The organism is Frigoribacterium sp. CFBP 13605, from assembly GCF_014839405.1.
Taxonomy (GTDB): Bacteria; Actinomycetota; Actinomycetes; order Actinomycetales; family Microbacteriaceae; genus Frigoribacterium.
Map to the genome: position 1 here is coordinate 1 of NZ_JACYNS010000051.1, position 18,535 is coordinate 18,535.

An 18,535-nucleotide genomic window follows, 5' to 3' on the forward strand; every position below is an offset into this window, starting at 1 on the left:
TTTCGACCGCGACGCCCGCCCGGCCCGCAGCTTCGACCGCAGCGACCGCCCGGCGCGCGACGACCGCGCGCCCCGCAGCTTCGACCGCACCGACCGCCCCGACCGCCCGGCACGCGTCGGCGACCGCTCGAGCGACTTCTACCCCAAGCGCGACGCGGCGACCCACTACTCGCCCGAGGACGACGTCAAGCTCGAGAAGCTCAAGGCCGAGGTCGTCACCGCGGCCGACGTCGAGGGCGTGAGCTTCGGCGACCTGGGCCTCGGCGACAACATCGAGCGTCAGCTGGCCTCGATGGGTGCCGCGGCTCCGTTCGCGATCCAGGCCGCGACGATCCCCGACGTGCTCGCCGGTCGTGACGTGCTCGGCCGTGGCCGCACGGGCTCGGGCAAGACCATCGCCTTCGGCGCCCCGCTGGTCGAGAAGCTGATGGAGAACAACGGCGCGAAGAACCGCAAGATGGGCCGCAAGCCCCGCGCCCTGATCCTCGCCCCGACCCGTGAGCTCGCCATGCAGATCGACCGCACCGTGCAGCCCATCGCCCGCTCGGTCGGCCTGTTCACCACGCAGGTCTACGGCGGCGTGCCCCAGCAGCGCCAGGTCGGTGCCCTCAACCGCGGCGTCGACATCGTGATCGGCACCCCCGGCCGCATCGAGGACCTCATCGACCAGGGTCGTCTCGACCTGAGCGAGGTCGTCGTGACCGTGCTCGACGAGGCCGACCACATGTGCGACCTCGGGTTCCTCGAGCCGGTGCAGCGCATCATCCGCGAGACCGCGACGGTCCGCCCCGACGGCGCCCGCGCCCAGAAGCTGCTCTTCAGCGCGACGCTCGACAAGGGCGTGGCGAAGCTCGTCGACGAGTTCCTGGTCGACCCGGCCGTCCACGAGGTCGCCGGCGAGGACCAGGCCAGCGCCACGATCGACCACCGCGTGCTCCTGATCGAGCAGCGCGACAAGACCGCGGTCATCGAGCAGCTCGCCTCGGGCGGCGGCAAGACCCTGGTCTTCGCCCGCACCCGCGCCTTCGCCGAGCAGCTCGCCGACCAGCTCGAGGACGCCGGCATCCGCTCGACGAGCCTGCACGGCGACCTGAACCAGGCCCGCCGCACGCGCAACCTCCAGCTGCTCACGAGCGGCAAGGTCAACGTGCTCGTCGCGACCGACGTCGCCGCCCGTGGCATCCACGTCGACGACATCGAGCTCGTCGTCCAGGCCGACATGCCCGACGAGTACAAGACCTACATGCACCGCTCGGGCCGCACCGGCCGCGCGGGCAAGGAGGGCACCGTCGTCACGCTCATCACGCGTCAGCGCCGCCGTCGCATGGAAGAGCTGCTCGACCGCGCCGAGATCGACGCCGAGATGATCGAGGCCCGCTCCGGCGACCGCCTGATCGACGAGCTCGCGGGAGTGCAGGCGTAGCGAGCCCTCCCCGGAGGCTCACACCGCGCCTCCTGCTCTCGGACCCCGTTCCGGACGACGGACCCCGCATCGCGTGGGTCGATCGTTCGGAACGGGGTTCTTCGTCGTGCGGACGCCGTGCGAGGCGGACGAGCCGAGGAGGCGCGCCGCCGGCCCGCGGCGGACGTCCCGTGGACGGGGGCGCGGCGGGCAGGCCGCACGCCCCCTAGTCTCTCGATGTGCCCCCGACCCGCGACCGCCCCGGCCTGCTGCGCGTGCGCCTGGGGAACCGGAGGCGCTGGCACGTCGTCGACCCGTCGCTCGACGCGGCGGCGGCCGATGCGGCGGTGGCCGAGCTGCGGCGGCGGAACTCCGGGACGTACGTCGGGCCGGTGCGGAGGGTGGTGCGGTACGCGCCGCTGCTCGCGTTCGTGCTGGTGGTCGTGGCGGGTGGCGCGGGCATCGACGACGTGGTCGATGCGTTGCAGCTGACCGAGGCGCTGGCGGAGGGGACCGTCAACCTCGTCGGCGGGATCGTCCTGTTCGGCGCCGCTGGTCTCGCCGCGAGGGGGGTGTGGGCGGTGACGACTCCCGACCTGCCGGTACCGGTCACGGCGCCCGGCATCGTCGAGGTGGACGACGACGTACTCGGGTGGGTCACCGACGAGACGCTCGCCTCGGACGTGTGGCGACTGAACGAGGCCGTGTCGTTGTACACGGAACTCGTCGAGGCCTCGTGGACGGTCGAGGAACTCCTCCACGGGTACGTCGACGTGGACGGCGACGGAGCACTGGAATTCGTGGGCGACCCGGGACCTCAGCTCGAGTTACCACTCGACCGCCGCACGGACGCCCGGCCGCTCGTCGCCCTCAGCTCGGCGATCGGCGACGCCGCCGAGGCGCTCCGCGTCGTCGCGGGACCGCTGGGGTTCGACCCCGACCCCGTGCTCATGAGGGACGACGCGGCATGACGGCCTTCGTGAGCGTCGCCCGCGCAGGCGACGAGACCCATTACCTCGTCACCGATCCGTCCGTCCCTCTCGACGCCGCCTTGGAGGTCGTGCGTCGCCGGACCTTCGTCTCGAACGGTTCGGCGGGCAGGCGCGTGGCCTCTTGGGCAGGCGTGACGCTCGGGGTGGCCGTCGCCTGGTGGCTCGCCTGGGACGTGGCGGGCTTGCGGGAACCACCGTCGTTCGTCGTGCCCGTGGCCGCCGGAGCATCCGCGGGCGCGGCGACGTCGGCGGGTCTCCGTGCCCTCGCCCGCTGGATCGGCGGGCTCGGGACGCGCGGACGGGTGCGTGCCGGGCATCGCTCACGAGCAGAGACGCCCGGCGTCCTCGAGTACGTGCCCGTCGAGGTGCGGCAGTGGGCGGATGCCGGGCACGCCCCCGTGGCGGACGTCGTGGACCTCGCGAGAGCCTGCGTGGCCACGCGATCCGCGCTCACGTCGATCGAGTTGTGGCGCGAGGCGACGTCCGACGGCAGCTGGCCACACGCGGACGCCGTCGTCGGTCCGGTGCTCGCCGCCGAGTACGAGGCGCGCCGGGCCGAGCTCGACGAACTGGCCGCGCGGCTCGGATTCACGGTGCCGACCGACTTCCCGTCGTCCCTCGAGGACTGAACCCGCGCCTCCTGCGTTGGTGAGACCCCGGAAAGTCGTCGAGACACCCGCGCGCGCAAGAGGGTCTCGGCGGATGGCTGGCATTCGGTGGGGCGGCCGGCAGGCGGGCGGCTAGCGGCGGTCGAGCAGGCCGCGCACGTAGGAGGCCTGGCCGAGGTGTTGCACGCAGTCGTTCAGGATGCTGACGAGACGGGCGCCGGCCGTGACCGGAGGGTCCCAGGCCTCGTCGACCACGTCGTCGTACGAGGCGCCGTCGAGGTCGTCGAGGTAGCCGCGCGTCCGCAGCGTCACGGCCTCGAGGTAGCCGATCAACAGCTCGGCGTCGACCCGCACCGCGGCCACGTCGGCCGGGGACATGCCGTAGCCCATCTCGGCGGGCGAGAACGGCAGCGCGAACGACTCGGCCCAGCCGTCGGCCGTCCAGACCTGCTCCGACGCGGCGAGGTCGGCGATCTGGACGTCCTGCCCCCGCGCGGTGTGCCAGACGAGCCAGGCGATCGTGTTCGCCTCGTCGTCGGGGCGCCAGGCGAGGTCGTCGACCGAGAGGTCGGCGACCGCCCGCACGGCGATGGCGGGGAGGCGCGAGAAGGCTTCGACGAGGACGTCCGAGGGGGTCATCGACCCACCCTACGACCGGCCGCGCGCGCCCGTGCGGGTCACCAGGACCATCCGGACGACACCGAACCACCGACGTGGCGTCGAACCACCGGAGTGCGTGGTTCGACGCCACATCGGTGGTTCGACCCGGCGGTGGCGGTGGCGGTGGCGGCGGTGGCGGCGGGGGCGGCGGTGGTCGCTCAGCCGACGGCGTCGTCGCCGGCCGCCGCGCGCGTCAACGAGTCGCCGATCGCGCGCATCGCCGCCGCGAGGAAGTCGAGGTGGTTCGGGTCGACCGCGTCGCGGAACGCCCGGCGGTAGAAGTCGTGGATCTGGTCGATCGCCTCGCGCCCGGCCGGGGCCAGTTCGAGCAGCACGCTCCGCCGGTCGGAGGGGTGCGGCTGGCGCGAGATGTACCCGCCGCTCTCGAGCCGGTCGACCAGGCTGGTCGTCGCCCCGGTCGACAGCTCGAGGAACTCGGCGGCGCGCTTCGGGGTCGTGTCGTGGTCGGTGGCGATGAAGGTCAGGCAGCGGAGGTCGGTGGTGCCCATGCCGAAGTGGTCGGCGACGACCTTCTGCACGCGCTCGCCCTGTCGCTGCAGCGACGCGTACGCCGAGAGCACGAGGGTCACGTCGAACTGGCCCTCGTCGTCGAGGGGCGGAGGGGAGCCGGCGGGCGGCTGAGGGGAGACGTCGGACATGGTGGGCTCTCTGCTGGCGGGACGGCGACGCGAGGACGGAGCGAAGACGAGGAGGCGCGGCGACGGACGCCACGGAGGCCACGATACCTCGCCGAGTGAGTTGTTCGAGCTTCGAATCACCCGCCTCCGTGCAGTGAATGCCCAGCGCCCGGTCGTTGCCTTCCCCTTGTCGGGCGAGTATCTTCAAACCCAAGCAACTCGACGGCGGTATCGTCGCTCGAGCAGCTCGACCGCCGCCGATGGTTCTCCCCCTGTGATCGGCGGCGGCCCGCACGGCCCGTGGCCCTGCGCGGATCGGGTGGTGGTCGACCGTGAATCGACCGCCACCTCCCAGGGGCGGAGGCGGCCCGACCGCCCCCGCCCCGGGGCGCCGCCCCTACCTCGCGATCGGGTTCGCCAGCGTCCCGGCGAAGATCAGCGACGACGACTGCGCCGCGAGGTCGACCATCTGGCGCGTGTCGCGCAGCTGCAGCCGGTTGAGGCAGGAGTGGTCGAAGCGCGCCGCCCGCAGGTCGACCGACCCCGGCAGGTCGGGGTGCTCGTCGGCGTGCCGGTCGACGCACTCGGCCACGAGCGCCCAGAACCGGGCCGCGGGCAGCACGCCGTCGCCGTCGAGGATGGCGGCCAGGTGTCGGAACACCCCGTCGAACACGTCCGTGAACACCGCCAACGCCTTCTCGCGGTCGTCGACCGGGTGCACGGTCCGCCGCACCGCCTCGGGGACCTCGCGCGGGGCGACGACGACGATCTCCTCGCCGATGTCCTTCATGAACGCGGCCGTCGGCACGCACCCCTCGAGCACGAGGATGACGTTCTCGCCGTGCGGCATGAACGCCAGGTCGTGCGCCCGCAGGCAGTGCACCACCGGTCGGAGGTAGGCGTGCAGGTACGACCGCAGCCAGTCCTCGGCCGAGAGTCCCGAGGCCTTCACGAGGGCCGAGGCGAGTGCGTCGCCGGCGCCGTCGCGGTGCAGCAGCGCCGCCATCGTGGCGAGCCGCTCACCCGGGCCGACCAGCGGCACCGGGCTCTCGCGCCAGAGCGCGGCGATCATCTTCCGGTGCGGCGACGACGTCGTCGTCCGGTGGTAGGCGTCACCGGTGTAGCCGACGGAGGCGCGCTCCCGCAGGACCCGGAACCGCGCCTCCTGCAGGGTCGCGTCGGTGTGCACGAGGTCGTGCACCCAGTCGTTGATCGCGGGCGTCGGCCTCATGTAGGCCGGCGAGAGGCCGCGGACGAAGCCCATGTTCTGGATCGCCAGCGCCGTCTTGACGTAGTGCCGGTCGGGCCGGCTGCGGTTCGCGAAGGTGCGGATCGACTGCTGCGCCTGGTACGTGTCGTCGCCCTCGCCGAGCAGCACGAGGTCACGCCGGGCGACGTCGGGGGCGAACGAGATCGAGACGCGGTGCTGCCACTGCCACGGGTGCACCGGCAGGTAGTGGAACCCGGCCGGGTCGAGGCCCTTCGCGGCGAGGGTCGCGTCGAACCGGGCGACGCTCTCGGGGCCCAGCTCGGCCTGCCACAGCGTCCTCTCGTCGAGTCCGGCGCCGAGTGCGAGGTGTGTCACCGACCGACGCGCCGCCAACCAGACCAGCCGGACGGGAGCCGCGGCCTCGGGGGAGAAGGCGTGGAACTCGTCGAGTCCGAGGCCGATGCGCCCGGCGTTCGCGACGAAGCCCGGGTGCCCCTCGGTCATCGCCGCCTCGACCGTCTGGAAGTCCGCGGTGGTCAACCGCTCGGCGGTCGGGCCGCCCCGGTGACGTTTGTAGGCGGCGCTCGCCAGGGTCGACGAGACCTCCTCGAGGTAGGTGGCGAGCAGCGACTCGGGGATGCCGAGCAGGTCGTCGAGCTCGACGACCAACGCGAGGGCGTCGAGGGGCTCGGGGCGGTCGTCGATCGTGCGGGTGACCGTCGTGTCGTCGATCGCCCAGTGCTCGAGGGCCAGCCGGCGGGCCGTGAACCGGTAGTCGATCCGGTGGCCGTCGTGGTCGAGGGCGACCCGCCAGGGGCCGTCCCTCGTGGCGGCGTCGTCGTCGTCGTCGACTGCGGGGGCGGTCGCGGCGGCGTCGTCGGCCACCGGGGCGATCAGCCGCTCATGGGCGAACTCGCTCAGCGCCTTGGTCACCAGGTGCCGATGAGCCCAGTCCACGGGGCCGGGGGCGAGGTGCGCCGCCGCCCGGTCGTGTCGCGTCAGGACCGAGAGCCGAGCCGTCTTGTCGGGTAGCTCGACGTCGCCGAGTGCCCGGAACCCCACCTCGTCGTTCTTCGCCGCGATGCGGTCGTTGGTCACGTCGGGCTCGACGACGATGCGCCTCGCCCGCTCGATCTCGAAGACGAAGTCGACGACGCTCGCCATGACGGCGCTGGTCAGGCCGTGCACCCGCTGCCCGCGCGGGGGAGCGACGAGCAGGTGCATGCCCACGTCTCCGGGCTCGGCGTCGTGCACCTCGGTCAGCAGCACCTCGGCCGGGTCGTAGGTCTCGACGAAGAACGTCGGCTCGCCGTCGACCCGCCCGAGCCAGGCCTGCTGGTGCGGGTCGGCGTCGATCGCGGCCAGGTAGGCGCGCACCTCGTCGGTGCTCAGGCCCGCCATCTGCCAGGCGGCCGATGCCGGGTGCGCCAACCACCGGCGGAGGCAGACGGCGTAGGGGTCCGCGGCGAACGGCTCGATCGTGACGAGCCCGCAGGAGGCGCGGCGCGAGAACGCCACGCCCGTCGCCCCCTCGTCGGTGCGGGACGGTACTGCGGGCGCCGCGGGTGCCGTGGGCGCCGCGGGCGCCGCGGGGGAGGCCTCGGGCGCGAGCGCCTCGGTGTCGTGGGTGGTGCTCATCGGGTGACCCGCGCCTCCTCGGTCGGCGTCGGTGTCGCTGTCGCGGTCGATGTCGGCCCGTCGGGCCGGCCGAAGGTCTGGAAGGCGATGCGGCGCTCGATCGGGTAGGCCTCGCGGCCGGTGATCGAGGCGATGATGCTCGAGTTGCGCCAGGCGCCGAAGCCGAGGTCGGGGGCGGTGAGGCCGTGGGTGTGCTCCTCGGCGTTCTGGACGAACAGCCGTCCCCGGCCCCCGTCGATCGAGTAGTCCCGGGCCACGGCGAGGCGGCCGAGGTCGTCGCGGTCGACCCGGTCGCCGAGGGCGTCGAGGAACGACGGCAGTCGTGCGGCGTAGCCCGTCGCGACGACGAGCGCGTCCGTGCGGCGGGTGGTCGTCGTGCCGAGCTGCGCGTGCCGGACCGTGATCTCGAGCTGCTCATCGGCGTCGATCCACCGGGCGTCGACCAGCTCGGTCTCGGTCAGCAGGGTCGAGTCGACCGGCCCGTCGACGCTCAGCCGGTAGAGCGTGTCGTACACGTCGTCGACGAGGTCGCCGCTGATGCCCTTGTAGAGGCTGCGCTGTTCGCGGCCGAGGCGGTCGCGGGTCTCGCGCGGCAGCGAGTGGAAGTGGTCGGTGTACTCCGGGCTCGTGAGCTCGAGCGTGAGCTTCGTGTACTCCATCGGGAAGAACCGCGGCGAACGGGTGACCCAGTCGAGCCGGTGCCCCGGTCGGTCGCCGACGCGGGTCGTGTCGAGCAGGTCGCGGTAGATCTCGGCGGCCGACTGCCCGCTGCCGACGATCGTCACCGAGTCGGCGGCGCGCAGGCGGTCGCGGGCCGTCAGGTAGTCGGCGCTGTGCACGACCCGGCCGTGGGCGTCGCCCCGGCCGTGGGCGTCGCCCCGGTCGGCGAGGCGCTGCAGCGGCTCGGGGAGGCGCGGCTCGGTTCCCACCCCCAGCACGACGTGTCGGGCGTGCCAGGTCTCGACGGCCTGGTCGGCAGCACGTCGCGAGGTCAGGACGTACGTCCCGTCGGGCTGTTCGTCGACGCTCGTGACGCGTCGACCCCACCGCAGGGTGTCGAGCTGGGCGGCGACCCAGCGGCAGTAGGCGTCGTACTCCGCGCGGAGCGGGGAGAACTCCTCGCGGATGTAGAACGGGTAGAGCCGCCCGGTCGCCTTCAGCCAGTTCAGGAAGCCGAAGCGCGAGGTCGGGTCGGCCATCGTCACGAGGTCGGCCAGGAACGGCACCTGGATCGTGGCGCCCTCGATCATCATGCCGGGGTGCCAGGCGAAGCCGTCGTTCTCGTCGAGGAACACCGCGTCGACGTCGTCGAGCGGGTCGGTCAGGGCGGCCAGTCCGAGGTTGAACGGGCCGAGGCCGATGCCGACCAGGTCGTGGAGGCGCGGGGCGTCGCGCGGGGTGGCGGCGGCTGCGGCCGCCGTGGTGGCGGCGGTCATCGGGCGACCTCCGTCCCGGCGGCGACGAGGGCGGGGGCGTCGCTCTCGAGCAGGGCCCACGAGGAGGCGCGGACCAGCTCGAGCACGCCCCTCACGTCGTCGAGACCCGCGTCCGGGTTGAGCAGCGTGAGCTTGAGGCAGGGACGCCCGTCGACCACGGTCTTCGCGACGATCGCCCTGCCGGACTCGAAGAGCACGCGTCGGACGAGCGGGACGAGCCGGTCGGCGGTGGCGTCGTCGACGCCGGCCGGCTGCCAGCGGAACAGCGCCGTGCTGAGCTGGGTCTCGGCGAGCAGCACGAACTCGTCGTCGCCCCGCAGCAGGTCGTGGGCCCCGGCCGCCAGGTCGATCACCCGGTCGACCAGCTCGCCGACGCCGTCGGCGCCGAGGGCGCGGAGCGTCGCCCAGAGCTTGAGCGCGTCGAACCGTCGGGTGGTCTGGAGCGACTTGGAGACCTGGTTCGGTTCGGGGTCGGTGAGCGGGTTGAGGTAGTCGGCGTGCCAGGCGACCGGGTCGAGGTCGCGCCCGTCGCGCACGATGAGGGCGCTCGACGACACCGGCTGGAAGAACGTCTTGTGGAAGTCGACCGTGACCGACCGGGCGTGCTCGATGCCGTCGAGCAGGTGCCGACGCGTCGGCGACACGAGCAGGCCACCGCCGTACGCCGCGTCGACGTGCAGCCACACGCCCGTGCGGTCGCAGACCTCGGCGACGGCGGCGAGCGGATCGAGGCAGCCGCGGTCGGTCGTGCCGGCGGTCGCGACGACGGCGACCGGCAGGTGTCCGGCCTGCACGAGGGCGTCCAGGGTGACCGCGAGGGCCTCGGGTCGCATCCGACCGGCGTCGTCGGTGGGGACGGTCACGACGGCGTCCTCGCCGAGGCCGAGCAGCCGGGCCGACTTCTTCACGCTGAAGTGGCTCTCGGCGGTGGCGACCACGACCATGCGGCCGAGCAGGTCGTGCAGTGCCGTGGCGCGCGGGACGGGTCGGTGGCCGGGGGCGGCGGTGTCCCGCAGCCGCGCCTCCTCGTCCCTCGCGTCGGCGCGGGCGCGCGCCGTGGCGTGCTCGCGGGCGAGCAGCAGGGCGTGCAGGTTCGACTGCGTGCCGCCCGAGGTGAAGACGCCGTCGCGGGTGGCGGGGTCGAAGCCGATGCGCTCGGCGGTCCAGTCGACGAGGCGACGCTCGATCAGGGTGCCGACGGCCGACTGGTCGTAGGTGTCCACCGAGGGGTTGACGGCGGCGAGCACGGCCTCGGCGGCGACCGCCGGGAGGGCGACCGGGCAGTTGAGGTGCGACTGGTAGGCGGGGTCGTGGAACCAGACGGCGTTCGCCGTGAAGAGTTCGTCGACCTCGCGCAGGGCGTCGTCGAGGCCGGTGCCCGGGGCATCCAGGTCGACGGCGTCGACGAGGTGTTGCAGGTGCGCACGGCTCTCGCCCGAGAAGGGTTGGCGCGTCGTGCGGAAGCGGTCGGCGATCCGGGCGACGGCGGCGCCGGTGAGGCGCTCGTACTCGTCGGCGGTCGAGGTGGTCAGCAGTGCGGACGCGTGGCGTTCGGACACGGGTCTCCTTCGGATCGTGGAGCGGTGGGGCAGGGCGCGGTGTCGCGCGTCGTGCGGGTGGTGCGGGTCGTGCGGGTGGCTCGACGTCGGCGTGCCCGTCTGAGGCGTGGTCGTCGACGTCGGATGCGACCCGCGGTTCGTTAGGTTAGCCTTACCTTATGTCGACCCGCCGTCCGCCCGTCAAGCCCGCCGACCCCCGAGTGCACCGGCTCGAGGTGCTGCGTTCCGAGCGCGTCTCGCCGAGCTTCCAGCGCGTCACCGTCGTCGGCGACGACCTGCACGAGTTCGGCGGCATGGGGTTCGACCAGTGGTTCCGGCTGTTCTTGCCGATGCCCGGCAGCGACTCGTTGAGGCTGCCCCGGGCGACCACGTCGCTCTGGTACGCGCAGTACCTGGCGATCCCCGAGGCAGAGCGGCCGCACTGCGCGAACTACACGGTGCGCGAGTTCCGGCCGGCGGGTCCGGCGGGTGCCGGTGCGGGGGCGGCCGGCGCGGGTGCCGGTCCGGCCGGCGCGGGTGCCGGTGCGTCCGGTGCGGGTGGGGCCTCGCGCGCCGAGCTCGACATCGACTTCGTGCTGCACCGCGGCGGGTCCGGCGAACTCGAAGGAGGCGCGGCGATCTGGGCCTGCGCCGCCCGCCCCGGCGACGCCCTCGGCCTGCTCGACCAGGGCGTGCTCTTCAACGCCCCCGACGACGCGACCGAGATCCACCTGGTCGCCGACGAGACCGGGTTGCCGGGGACGGAGGGCATCGTGCGGTCGCTGCACCGCGCCTCCGTGGGGTCGGTGATCCAGGAGGTGCCGACCCGGGCCGACGTGCGTCCGCTCGACGCGCCCGACGGCGTCGAGGTGACGTGGGTGGTGCGGGACGAGCTCGACGCCCGGGCGCTCGGCGCCCTGGGGTCCGGCAGCCGGCCGCTCGGCGGCGACGACGACGTAGACGGTCGGGGTGCCGGGGGTGCCGAGGGTGCCGGGGGTGTCGCGCCCGGGGAGGGGGCGCTCGCCGCGCTGCTGGCCCGGTCGGCGGCCGACCCGGGGGCCTACGCCTACGTCGTGGGTGAGTCCGCGCTGGCGACCAGCGGACGGCGGCACCTGCACGCGGCAGGGCTGCCGAAGAACCGCATCACGTTCTCGGGGTACTGGAAGCGCTGAGTCCGGGACCCGCCACCGAGGTCGCACCACCGTCGCGTCGGGGAACCACCTTCTCGCGTGGTTCGACGACGCGACGGTGGTGCGACGTGGTCGTGGTCGCGGACGAGGGCGCTCGAGGGCGAGCCGGTCACGAGGCCTCGGTCACCAGTCGCGGTCACCAGCACCGGTCACCAGGCCGCGGGCAGCGGGTCGCCGGCCGCGGGCGGGTGCTCGACGAGGGCGACGGCGTCGTCGCGGTCGACGTGGCCGGGGAAGTTGTACCGCGCGAACCGCCCGGTCGGGTCGTGGATCGAGGTCGGCATGGCGACGGAGGTGCGGCGCAGCGCCTCCGCCAACACGGCGGTCGAGGTCGGGTCGAGGGTCGCGTCCTTCCGGTCGCGCAGGATGAAGTCGACCCGCGCCTCCTTGGCGGTCAGGCGGAGCACGAGCACGCGGCCGCCGTTGCCGAGCGGGGCCGTCGTCAGGACGGCACGGTCGACCCTGGCCAGGGGGACGGGGCGGCGGGTGCCGGCGCGCAGCTGCCCGGAGTCGAGGTCGATCCAGGGCTGCGGGGCCCGGGCGTTCCGGATCACCGTGATCAGCGCGAAGATCCCGACCGTCACCCCGACGGCCACCAACAGGGCGAGATCCCACCGGAAGCTGATCTCGGCGATGCGGAAGACGAACTGGACTGCCTGGATCACCGCGAAGAAGGCGAACGCGGTCGTCGCCCCGACCCACGTCGACCACCAGCGGCGCTCGCCGACGCGCACCCAGCCGTGCGGGAGCTCGGCGGGTGCCGGTTCGGCGGGTGCCGGGTCGTCGGGAGGCGCGGGCGCGTCGTCGGGATCGCTCACCTCGCCGACGCTAGCGCGTCCCGGGGGCGCGAGTCGCACCCTCCACTGAACGTCGCACCGCGAACATCGGCGGTGCGACGTTCAGCGGACGGTGCGATGCGAATCCCCGCGCGGCGCGGCGCGGGAGAGCCGAGGAGGCGCGGGTCAGCCCCGCAGGACGCGCACCTCCCAGGGCGCGAGCGTCAGCCCGCCCCCGCCGGGCACGTTGCCGATCACGACCTGCGGCACGGACCGGCGCCGCAGCGCCGGGTGGAGCGCCGGGTCGAGCTCGTACGCCTCGCCCGACCAGTTCGCCAGCACGAGCAGCTGCTCGTCGCCGAGCGTGCGGGTGAACGCGTAGAGCCGCTCGTCGTCCGGAGCGAGCAGCTCGAACGACCCGAGCGCCACCACGGGCGACTCGTGCCGCAGCGCGATCAACCGCCGGTAGTGCTCGAACACCGAGCGGTCACCCGCCGCGCGGTCGGCGTCGACGTTCACGGCGTCGTGGTTCGCGACCACCTCGATCCACGGGGTGCCGGTGCTGAAGCCCGCCGCCGCGCCTCCTGACCACTGCACGGGGGTGCGCGCGTTGTCGCGGCTGCGGAAGCGCAACGCCTCGAGCAGGTACTCGGGGTCGGCCCCCGCCGCGACCGACTCGTCGAACCAGTTGATCGACTCGATGTCGCGGTACTGCTCGACCGCGGTGAACCCGGCGTTCGTCATGCCGATCTCGTCGCCCTGGTAGACGTACGGCGTGCCCCGGTGCAGGTGCAGCACGGTGGCGAGCAGCGTCGCGGACTCGAACCGGTACCGGCCGTCGTCGCCGAAGCGCGAGACCGACCGCGGCTGGTCGTGGTTGCCGAGGTAGAGGCTGTTCCAGCCCTGGTCGGCGAGGCCCTCCTGCCACCGCGACAGCGAGCGCTTGAGCGCCACGAGGTCGAACGGGAGGTTGTCGAACTTCGAGGCCGGTCCGTGGTCGAGGCCGACGTGCTCGAACTGGAACACCATGTCGAGCTCGTGCCGGTCGGCGGCCGTGAACAGCCGGGCGTCGTCGACCGTCACCCCCGGCATCTCGCCCACCGTGATCAGCTCGCGGCCGGTGCGGTCGGCGAAGACTTCGCGGTGCATCTCGCGCAGGTGGTCGTGGATCTGCCCGCCCATGACGAAGTGCGAGGCTCCGGGCGCCAGCGACGAGGGCTCCTTCGCGATGTGGTTGATGACGTCCATGCGGAACCCGTCGACGCCCCGGTCGAGCCAGCGGTTCATCATGTCGTAGACGGCCCGGCGCAGGTCGGGGTCCTCCCAGTTGAGGTCGGGCTGCTTCGACGCGAACATGTGCAGGTAGTACTGGCCGGTGGGCTCGTCGAGGGTCCAGGCCGGGCCGCTGAAGGCGCTGCGCCAGGCGGTCGGGTGGGTGCCGGCCCCGGGCGTGCCCGCGGCGTCGGTCCCCTCGCCCGACGGCAGCGGGTCGCGCCAGAGGTACCAGTCGCGCTTCGGGGAGTCGCGCGACGACCGGGCTTCGACGAACCACGGGTGCTCGTCGCTCGTGTGGTTGACGACGAGGTCCATGACCAGCTTCATGCCGAGCGCGTGCACCTCGTCCATCAGGGCGTCGAACTCGGCGAGCGTGCCGAACAGCGGGTCGACGTCGTCGTAGTCGCTGATGTCGTACCCGTTGTCGGCCTGGGGCGAGCGGTAGATCGGCGAGAGCCAGATCACGTCGACCCCGAGGTCGTGCAGGTGGCCGAGCCGCTGCCGGATGCCGCCGAGGTCGCCCACCCCGTCGCCGTTCGAGTCGGCGAAGCTGCGCGGGTAGATCTGGTAGACCGTCGCGGTCGTCCACCAGGCGGGAGGGGTGGTGACGGGCGGGGCGTCGTGCGCCGCGCCTCCGGCGGTCGTGGGGGTGGTGTCGTTCGTCGTCGAGTCGCTCACGCGCCCAGCCTGTCACGGCCGGCCTCGGCCGCGCCGCGGCACCGAGACCCCAGGGGCATCGGGGGCTCAGGAGGCGCGGGGGCTCAGGAGGCGCGGGGACGGAGGCGGGGAGGCGCGGGTGCGGGGTCAGGGCGCGGCGCGGCCGAGCTCGCGCTCGAGCAGCTCGAGGTCGATCTTGACGTGCTCGCGGGCGATGGCCGCGGCGTCCGCCGCACGCCCGTCGCAGATCGCGGCGACGAGCGCCTCGTGGTCGGCGAGGGCGCGCAGCTCCATCTCGCGCATGCCGTCCGGCCCGCCCCAGAGGTGCGCCGGCGCCGAGATGCTCACGCGGGCCTCGAGGTCGAACAGCACCCCGCGCAGCGTGGCGTTGCCGGCGGCCTCGGCGATCGCGACGTGTAGCGCCTCGTCGGCCTTCTGCGACGCGAGGCCCGACGCGGCGCCGCGGTAGCCCTCGAGCCGGTCGTGCAGCCGGTCGACGTCGTCCGGGGTGCGGTTCTCGGCCGCGGCCTCGGCGACGACGCCGTGCAGTCGGCTGATCGCCTCGCTCGTGTCGCGCAGGTCGGACCAGCGCGCGGCGAGCGTGCGGCGCACGACGTCGGTGCCCGAACCCGGTGCCGGCGCCTGGACGAACGAGCCGCCGCCGCGCCCGCGTTGCGTCACGATCAACCCCTGCTCGACGAGCCGGGCCAGGGCGGCGCGCACGGTCATGCGGCCCACGCGCAGCGAGGCGGCGAGGTCGCGCTCGGCGGGGAGGCGCGAGCCGGGCAGGTACTCGCCGATCGTGATGGCCGTGACGAGGCGGTCGGTGAGCTCGTCGACCCGGGTCGTGGGGGCGAGAGGGGCCCCGAGGGCGCCACCGAGGGCGCCGTCGACCGCGACGTCCGAGCGCGCGCCGCCCGCGCCTCCTCGGCTGTCGTCCTGGCCCATCGCGTCCCCGTCCCGGCTCGCCGACCCGTCCTGCGCGGAGCCGTCGAGGTCTCGTCGTGTTACGAGCAGATTAAGGCATCGCGAAAGGTCTTGTCGCGAGACCTTAGCCGGGTGCATGCTCACCCGCATGTCCACGATCACCACCGGCACCGCCGCCTTCCACGACGCTGAGACCTGGTACCGGGTCACCACGCCCGACGAGCCGCGCGAGGGTGCACTGCCCCTCGTCGTGGTGCACGGCGGCCCGGGGATGGCCCACGACTACCTGCGCAACCTCGAGGCCCTCGCCGACGAGACCGGCCGCACCGTCGTGCACTACGACCAGCTCGGCTGCGGCCGCAGCACCCACCTGCCCGACGCGCCCGTCGACTTCTGGCAACCGAGCCTCTTCGTCTCGGAGTTCGCCAACCTCGTCGCGCACCTCGGCCTCGAGCGGTACCACCTGCTCGGCCAGTCGTGGGGCGGCATGCTCGGGGCCGAGATCGCCGTGACGACACCGGGCGGGTTGGCGAGCCTGGCCATCTGCAACTCGCCCGCGTCCATGCAGCTCTGGGTCGAGGGCGCCGCCGAGCTGCGCGACCAGCTGCCGACCGACACCCAGGAGGCGCTGGCACTCCACGAGGCGGACGGCACGACCACCGACCCCGAGTACCTCGCCGCCACCCAGGCGTTCTACGAGCGGCACGTCTGCCGCGTGGTGCCCATGCCGCAGGACTTCGTCGACAGCGAGGAGCAGATGGAGGCCGAGCCGACGGTCTACCACACGATGAACGGGCCGAACGAGTTCCACGTCATCGGCACGCTGCGCGACTGGACCGTCGTCGACCGCCTGCCGGCGATCACGACGCCGACCCTCGTCGTCGCGGGCGAGTTCGACGAGGCGACGCCCGCCACCTGGCAGCCCTTCGTCGACGGCATCGCCGACGTCCGGTCGCACGTGTTCGCCGGTGCCAGCCACTGCTCGCACCTCGAACAGCCCGAGGAGTTCCGGGCCGTCGTCGCGCCGTTCCTGACGGCGCACGACGAGCTGCGCGACGCCGGGCGCGCCTCCTGACCGGCGCGGGCCGCGCCTCCTGAACCGACGCGGCCCGCGCCTCCCGCGCCTCCCGCACCCCTGACCCGCACCGATCCGCACCGATCCGCGTCCCACCCGCACCCCCGACCCGCATCCGCACCCCCGACCCGCATCCGCACCCGCACCGACCCGATCCCCACCCGAGCGAGAGAGCACACCATGTCCCTGCCCACGAAGGCCGCCTCCGGCGGTGAGCTGAGCAACCAGCAGCAGCTCGAGCAGTACGGCTACAAGCAAGAACTCAAGCGGTCGGTCTCGACCGTCGACCTGCTCATCTACGGCTTGATCTTCATGGTGCCGATCGCGCCCTGGGCGATCTTCGGCACCGTCTACAACGCCTCCTCGGGCATGGTGCCGCTGGTCTACCTGGTGGGCCTCGTCGCGATGATCTTCACCGCGCTCGCCTACGCGCAGATGGCCAAGTCGATCCCGCTCGCCGGGTCGGTCTTCTCGTACGTCGGGCGGGGCATCCACCCCGTGGCCGGGTTCTTCGCCGGCTGGGCCATCCTGCTCGACTACCTGCTCGTGCCGACGCTGCTCTACGTCTTCGCCGCCGAGTCGATGATCGGCATCTTCCCGGGCACCGCACGCTGGATGTGGGCGCTGATCTTCGTCGCCGTCAACACCGCCGTGAACCTGCTCGGCATCAGCTCGATCAAGCTGATGAACCGGGTGTTCCTCGCCATCGAGGTCGTCTTCATCGTGATCTTCGTCATCATCGCGGTGACGGCGCTCAACGGCGGCACGATCCCCGGTGCCGAGTTCACGACCGACCCGATCTGGGACTCCAGCAAGGTCACCGCCCCCCTGATCGCCTCGGCGTTGTCGATCGCCGTGCTGAGCTTCCTCGGCTTCGACGGCATCTCGACCCTCGCGGAGGAGAGCACCGGCAAGCGCGGCGGAGCCGGCAAGGCCATGATCATCGCGCTGTTCATCGTGGCGTTCTGCTTCATCCTGCAGACCTGGCTGGCCAGCGCGCTGGCCGGCGGCCGCGACTCGTTCCCCGAGGGCGAGGCCGGGAACGCCTTCTTCGACCTCGTGCGCGAGGCGTCGAACAGCGGGTGGGCGACGGCGTTCTTCGTCGTCAACGTCTTGGCCGTCGGCATCGCGAACGCCATGGCCGCCCAGGCCGCGACGTCGCGCCTGCTGTTCTCGATGAGCCGCGACGGGCAGCTGCCGGCCTTCCTCTCGAAGATCAACACGCGTCAGGTGCCGCAGGCCGCGATCCTCGTCGTGTCCGCGCTCTCGGCCGTGCTCGTGCTGTTCTTCGTCGGCCAGATCGACGTCATCTCGTCGCTGGTCAACTTCGGGGCGCTGTTCGGCTTCATGCTGCTGCACGTGTCCGTCGTGGTGCACTACGTCGTGAAGAAGAAGTCGCGCAACTGGTTGCTGCACCTCGTCGTGCCCGTGGTCGGGTTCCTGATCATCGGCTACGTGCTGGTCAACGCGGCACCCGAGGCCAAGATCGGCGGGCTCGTCTGGCTGGTGCTCGGCGCGGGCGTGTTCCTCTACTACCGCAGCCGAGGAGGCGCGGCGCCGTCCCTCGGGCAGGGTGCGGACGAGCCGGCGGTCACGTCGGTGCCCGCGGCCGACTCGGAACGGCGCGACGCATGACCGCCGAGGACGCCGCCCGCGACGGGATCGACCACTTCCTCGGCAAGGAGCACGGTCGCCCCGGTTTCACGGCCACGGTGCCGCCGGCCCTGCGCATCGAGCCGGGCACCGGCGAACGCATCGGGTTCGAGACGAGCGACGCGGTCTACGCCGAGCTGCACCGACACCACGACCTCGCGAAGCTGTCCGTGCCGATCAACCCGGTCACCGGGCCGGTCTACGTCGAGGGCGCGAAGCCGGGCGACGCGCTCGCCGTCACGGTGCACGAGATCCGACTCATCGAGCACGGCTGGTCGGTCAGCCTGCCCGGTTCCGGGGCCCTGCAGCACGTCATGGGCGACGAGATGTTCACCCGCCGCGTGCCGATCGACTCCGACGGGGTGCACGTCACCGACCGGCACGTGTTCGAGGCCCGCCCGATGATCGGCTGCATGGGCACGGCGCCCGCCGAGGGCGAGAACTCGACGATCATGCCCGCGTACGCCCAGGGCGGCAACATGGACGTCACCGAGAACACGGTCGGGTCGACGGTCTACCTCCCGGTCATGGTCGAGGGGGCGTACCTGTCGATCGGCGACGTGCACGCGATCATGGCCGAGGGCGAGTCGTCGTTCGTGGCCATCGAGGCCGAGGGCACGGCGGTCGTCTCGATCGACCTGGTGCCCGGTCTCGGCCTGCGGGCGCCGCGCATCGAGACCGACGACGACTGGATCTTCGTCGGCCTCGGCGACCCGGTGCAGGAGAGCATCCGCCGCGGGTACGAGGACGCCTTCTCGTTCCTCGTGGACGACCACGGCTGGTCGCGCGGAGACGCCTACGCCGTGCTCAGCGCCGTGGGGCACTCGAGGCTCGGGGGCCCGACCGGCTCGGTCGCCCCC

Annotated in this window: 15 protein-coding genes; 7 read left to right on the top strand and 8 right to left on the bottom strand. The window is 72.9% G+C overall.

Features of this window, described 5'->3' with window-relative positions:
* From IFT36_RS10520 to IFT36_RS10530, 3 genes are all read left to right on the top strand, one after another.
* A partial coding sequence (locus IFT36_RS10520) for a DEAD/DEAH box helicase (protein WP_207114334.1) occupies window positions 1-1,423 on the top strand: 1,423 nt, incomplete at its 5' end.
* A gap of 218 nt (window positions 1,424-1,641) precedes the next feature.
* On the top strand, window positions 1,642-2,373 hold the full coding sequence (locus IFT36_RS10525) for a hypothetical protein (RefSeq protein ID WP_123572034.1): 732 nt from the start codon (window positions 1,642-1,644) through the stop codon (window positions 2,371-2,373).
* Window positions 2,370-3,023 (top strand): hypothetical protein, encoded by a 654-nt coding sequence (locus IFT36_RS10530; RefSeq protein WP_200413081.1) that lies wholly within the window; start codon window positions 2,370-2,372, stop codon window positions 3,021-3,023. The genes IFT36_RS10525 and IFT36_RS10530 overlap by 4 nt, the downstream gene beginning before the upstream one ends.
* Window positions 3,024-3,134: 111 nt before the next feature.
* On the opposite strand, the gene IFT36_RS10535 is transcribed toward IFT36_RS10530, so the two are convergent.
* From IFT36_RS10535 to IFT36_RS10555, 5 genes are all read right to left on the bottom strand, one after another.
* Complete coding sequence (locus tag IFT36_RS10535) at window positions 3,135-3,641, bottom strand: mycothiol transferase (protein ID WP_159825830.1); 507 nt, start codon at window positions 3,639-3,641, stop codon at window positions 3,135-3,137.
* A 179-nt stretch (window positions 3,642-3,820) separates the two neighbouring features.
* A complete protein-coding gene (locus tag IFT36_RS10540; protein ID WP_123572037.1) occupies window positions 3,821-4,321 on the bottom strand; it encodes a MarR family winged helix-turn-helix transcriptional regulator in 501 nt (166 codons plus the stop codon).
* A gap of 376 nt (window positions 4,322-4,697) precedes the next feature.
* A complete protein-coding gene (locus IFT36_RS10545) occupies window positions 4,698-7,148 on the bottom strand; it encodes a GNAT family N-acetyltransferase (protein ID WP_200413082.1) in 2,451 nt (816 codons plus the stop codon).
* The gene (locus IFT36_RS10550; protein ID WP_200413083.1) at window positions 7,145-8,584 is read right to left on the bottom strand and encodes a lysine N(6)-hydroxylase/L-ornithine N(5)-oxygenase family protein; all 1,440 of its coding nucleotides are present in this window, start codon (window positions 8,582-8,584) and stop codon (window positions 7,145-7,147) included. The genes IFT36_RS10545 and IFT36_RS10550 overlap by 4 nt, the downstream gene beginning before the upstream one ends.
* Window positions 8,581-10,143 carry a pyridoxal phosphate-dependent decarboxylase family protein gene (locus tag IFT36_RS10555; RefSeq protein WP_200413084.1) on the bottom strand — a complete coding sequence of 521 codons (1,563 nt, stop codon included), beginning with the start codon at window positions 10,141-10,143 and terminating at the stop codon, window positions 8,581-8,583. Before IFT36_RS10555 ends, IFT36_RS10550 begins: the two co-directional genes overlap by 4 nt.
* Before the next feature lie 158 nt (window positions 10,144-10,301).
* On the opposite strand from IFT36_RS10555, the gene IFT36_RS10560 reads away from it, so the two are divergent.
* Window positions 10,302-11,294: a siderophore-interacting protein gene (locus IFT36_RS10560; protein WP_200413085.1), complete on the top strand. Its 993-nt coding sequence runs from the start codon at window positions 10,302-10,304 to the stop codon at window positions 11,292-11,294.
* 167 nt (window positions 11,295-11,461) lie between these two features.
* On the opposite strand, the gene IFT36_RS10565 is transcribed toward IFT36_RS10560, so the two are convergent.
* The 3 genes from IFT36_RS10565 to IFT36_RS10575 form a co-directional block, all read right to left on the bottom strand.
* Complete coding sequence (locus tag IFT36_RS10565) at window positions 11,462-12,130, bottom strand: hypothetical protein (protein WP_200413086.1); 669 nt, start codon at window positions 12,128-12,130, stop codon at window positions 11,462-11,464.
* Window positions 12,131-12,274: 144 nt separating this feature from the next.
* On the bottom strand, window positions 12,275-14,041 hold the full coding sequence (locus IFT36_RS10570) for a glycoside hydrolase family 13 protein (RefSeq protein ID WP_200413087.1): 1,767 nt from the start codon (window positions 14,039-14,041) through the stop codon (window positions 12,275-12,277).
* A gap of 126 nt (window positions 14,042-14,167) precedes the next feature.
* Complete coding sequence (locus IFT36_RS10575; RefSeq protein ID WP_200413088.1) at window positions 14,168-14,968, bottom strand: FadR/GntR family transcriptional regulator; 801 nt, start codon at window positions 14,966-14,968, stop codon at window positions 14,168-14,170.
* Between the two features lie 127 nt (window positions 14,969-15,095).
* Here IFT36_RS10575 and IFT36_RS10580 point away from each other — a divergent pair, with 127 nt between their 5' ends.
* The 3 genes from IFT36_RS10580 to IFT36_RS10590 all read left to right on the top strand — a co-directional run.
* On the top strand, window positions 15,096-16,022 hold the full coding sequence (locus tag IFT36_RS10580) for a proline iminopeptidase-family hydrolase (RefSeq protein WP_249408581.1): 927 nt from the start codon (window positions 15,096-15,098) through the stop codon (window positions 16,020-16,022).
* Window positions 16,023-16,202: 180 nt separating this feature from the next.
* Window positions 16,203-17,657, top strand: a complete 1,455-nt coding sequence (locus IFT36_RS10585) for an APC family permease (RefSeq protein ID WP_056049559.1) — start codon at window positions 16,203-16,205, stop codon at window positions 17,655-17,657.
* Window positions 17,654-18,535: acetamidase/formamidase family protein (locus tag IFT36_RS10590; RefSeq protein WP_200413090.1), on the top strand; the 882-nt coding region annotated here is incomplete at its 3' end. The genes IFT36_RS10585 and IFT36_RS10590, both read left to right, overlap by 4 nt.

What these genes read in the sequence shown, in the direction of transcription:
- IFT36_RS10530 (WP_200413081.1), top strand. Translation starts at nt 2,370, where the DNA reads ATGACGGCCTTCGTGAGCGTCGCCCGCGCAGGCGACGAGACCCATTAC.
- IFT36_RS10535 (WP_159825830.1), bottom strand. Translation starts at nt 3,641, where the DNA reads ATGACCCCCTCGGACGTCCTCGTCGAAGCCTTCTCGCGCCTCCCCGCC.
- IFT36_RS10540 (WP_123572037.1), bottom strand. Translation starts at nt 4,321, where the DNA reads ATGTCCGACGTCTCCCCTCAGCCGCCCGCCGGCTCCCCTCCGCCCCTC.
- IFT36_RS10545 (WP_200413082.1), bottom strand. Translation starts at nt 7,148, where the DNA reads ATGAGCACCACCCACGACACCGAGGCGCTCGCGCCCGAGGCCTCCCCC.
- IFT36_RS10550 (WP_200413083.1), bottom strand. Translation starts at nt 8,584, where the DNA reads ATGACCGCCGCCACCACGGCGGCCGCAGCCGCCGCCACCCCGCGCGAC.
- IFT36_RS10560 (WP_200413085.1), top strand. Translation starts at nt 10,302, where the DNA reads ATGTCGACCCGCCGTCCGCCCGTCAAGCCCGCCGACCCCCGAGTGCAC.
- IFT36_RS10575 (WP_200413088.1), bottom strand. Translation starts at nt 14,968, where the DNA reads ATGGGCCAGGACGACAGCCGAGGAGGCGCGGGCGGCGCGCGCTCGGAC.
- IFT36_RS10580 (WP_249408581.1), top strand. Translation starts at nt 15,096, where the DNA reads ATGTCCACGATCACCACCGGCACCGCCGCCTTCCACGACGCTGAGACC.
- IFT36_RS10585 (WP_056049559.1), top strand. Translation starts at nt 16,203, where the DNA reads ATGTCCCTGCCCACGAAGGCCGCCTCCGGCGGTGAGCTGAGCAACCAG.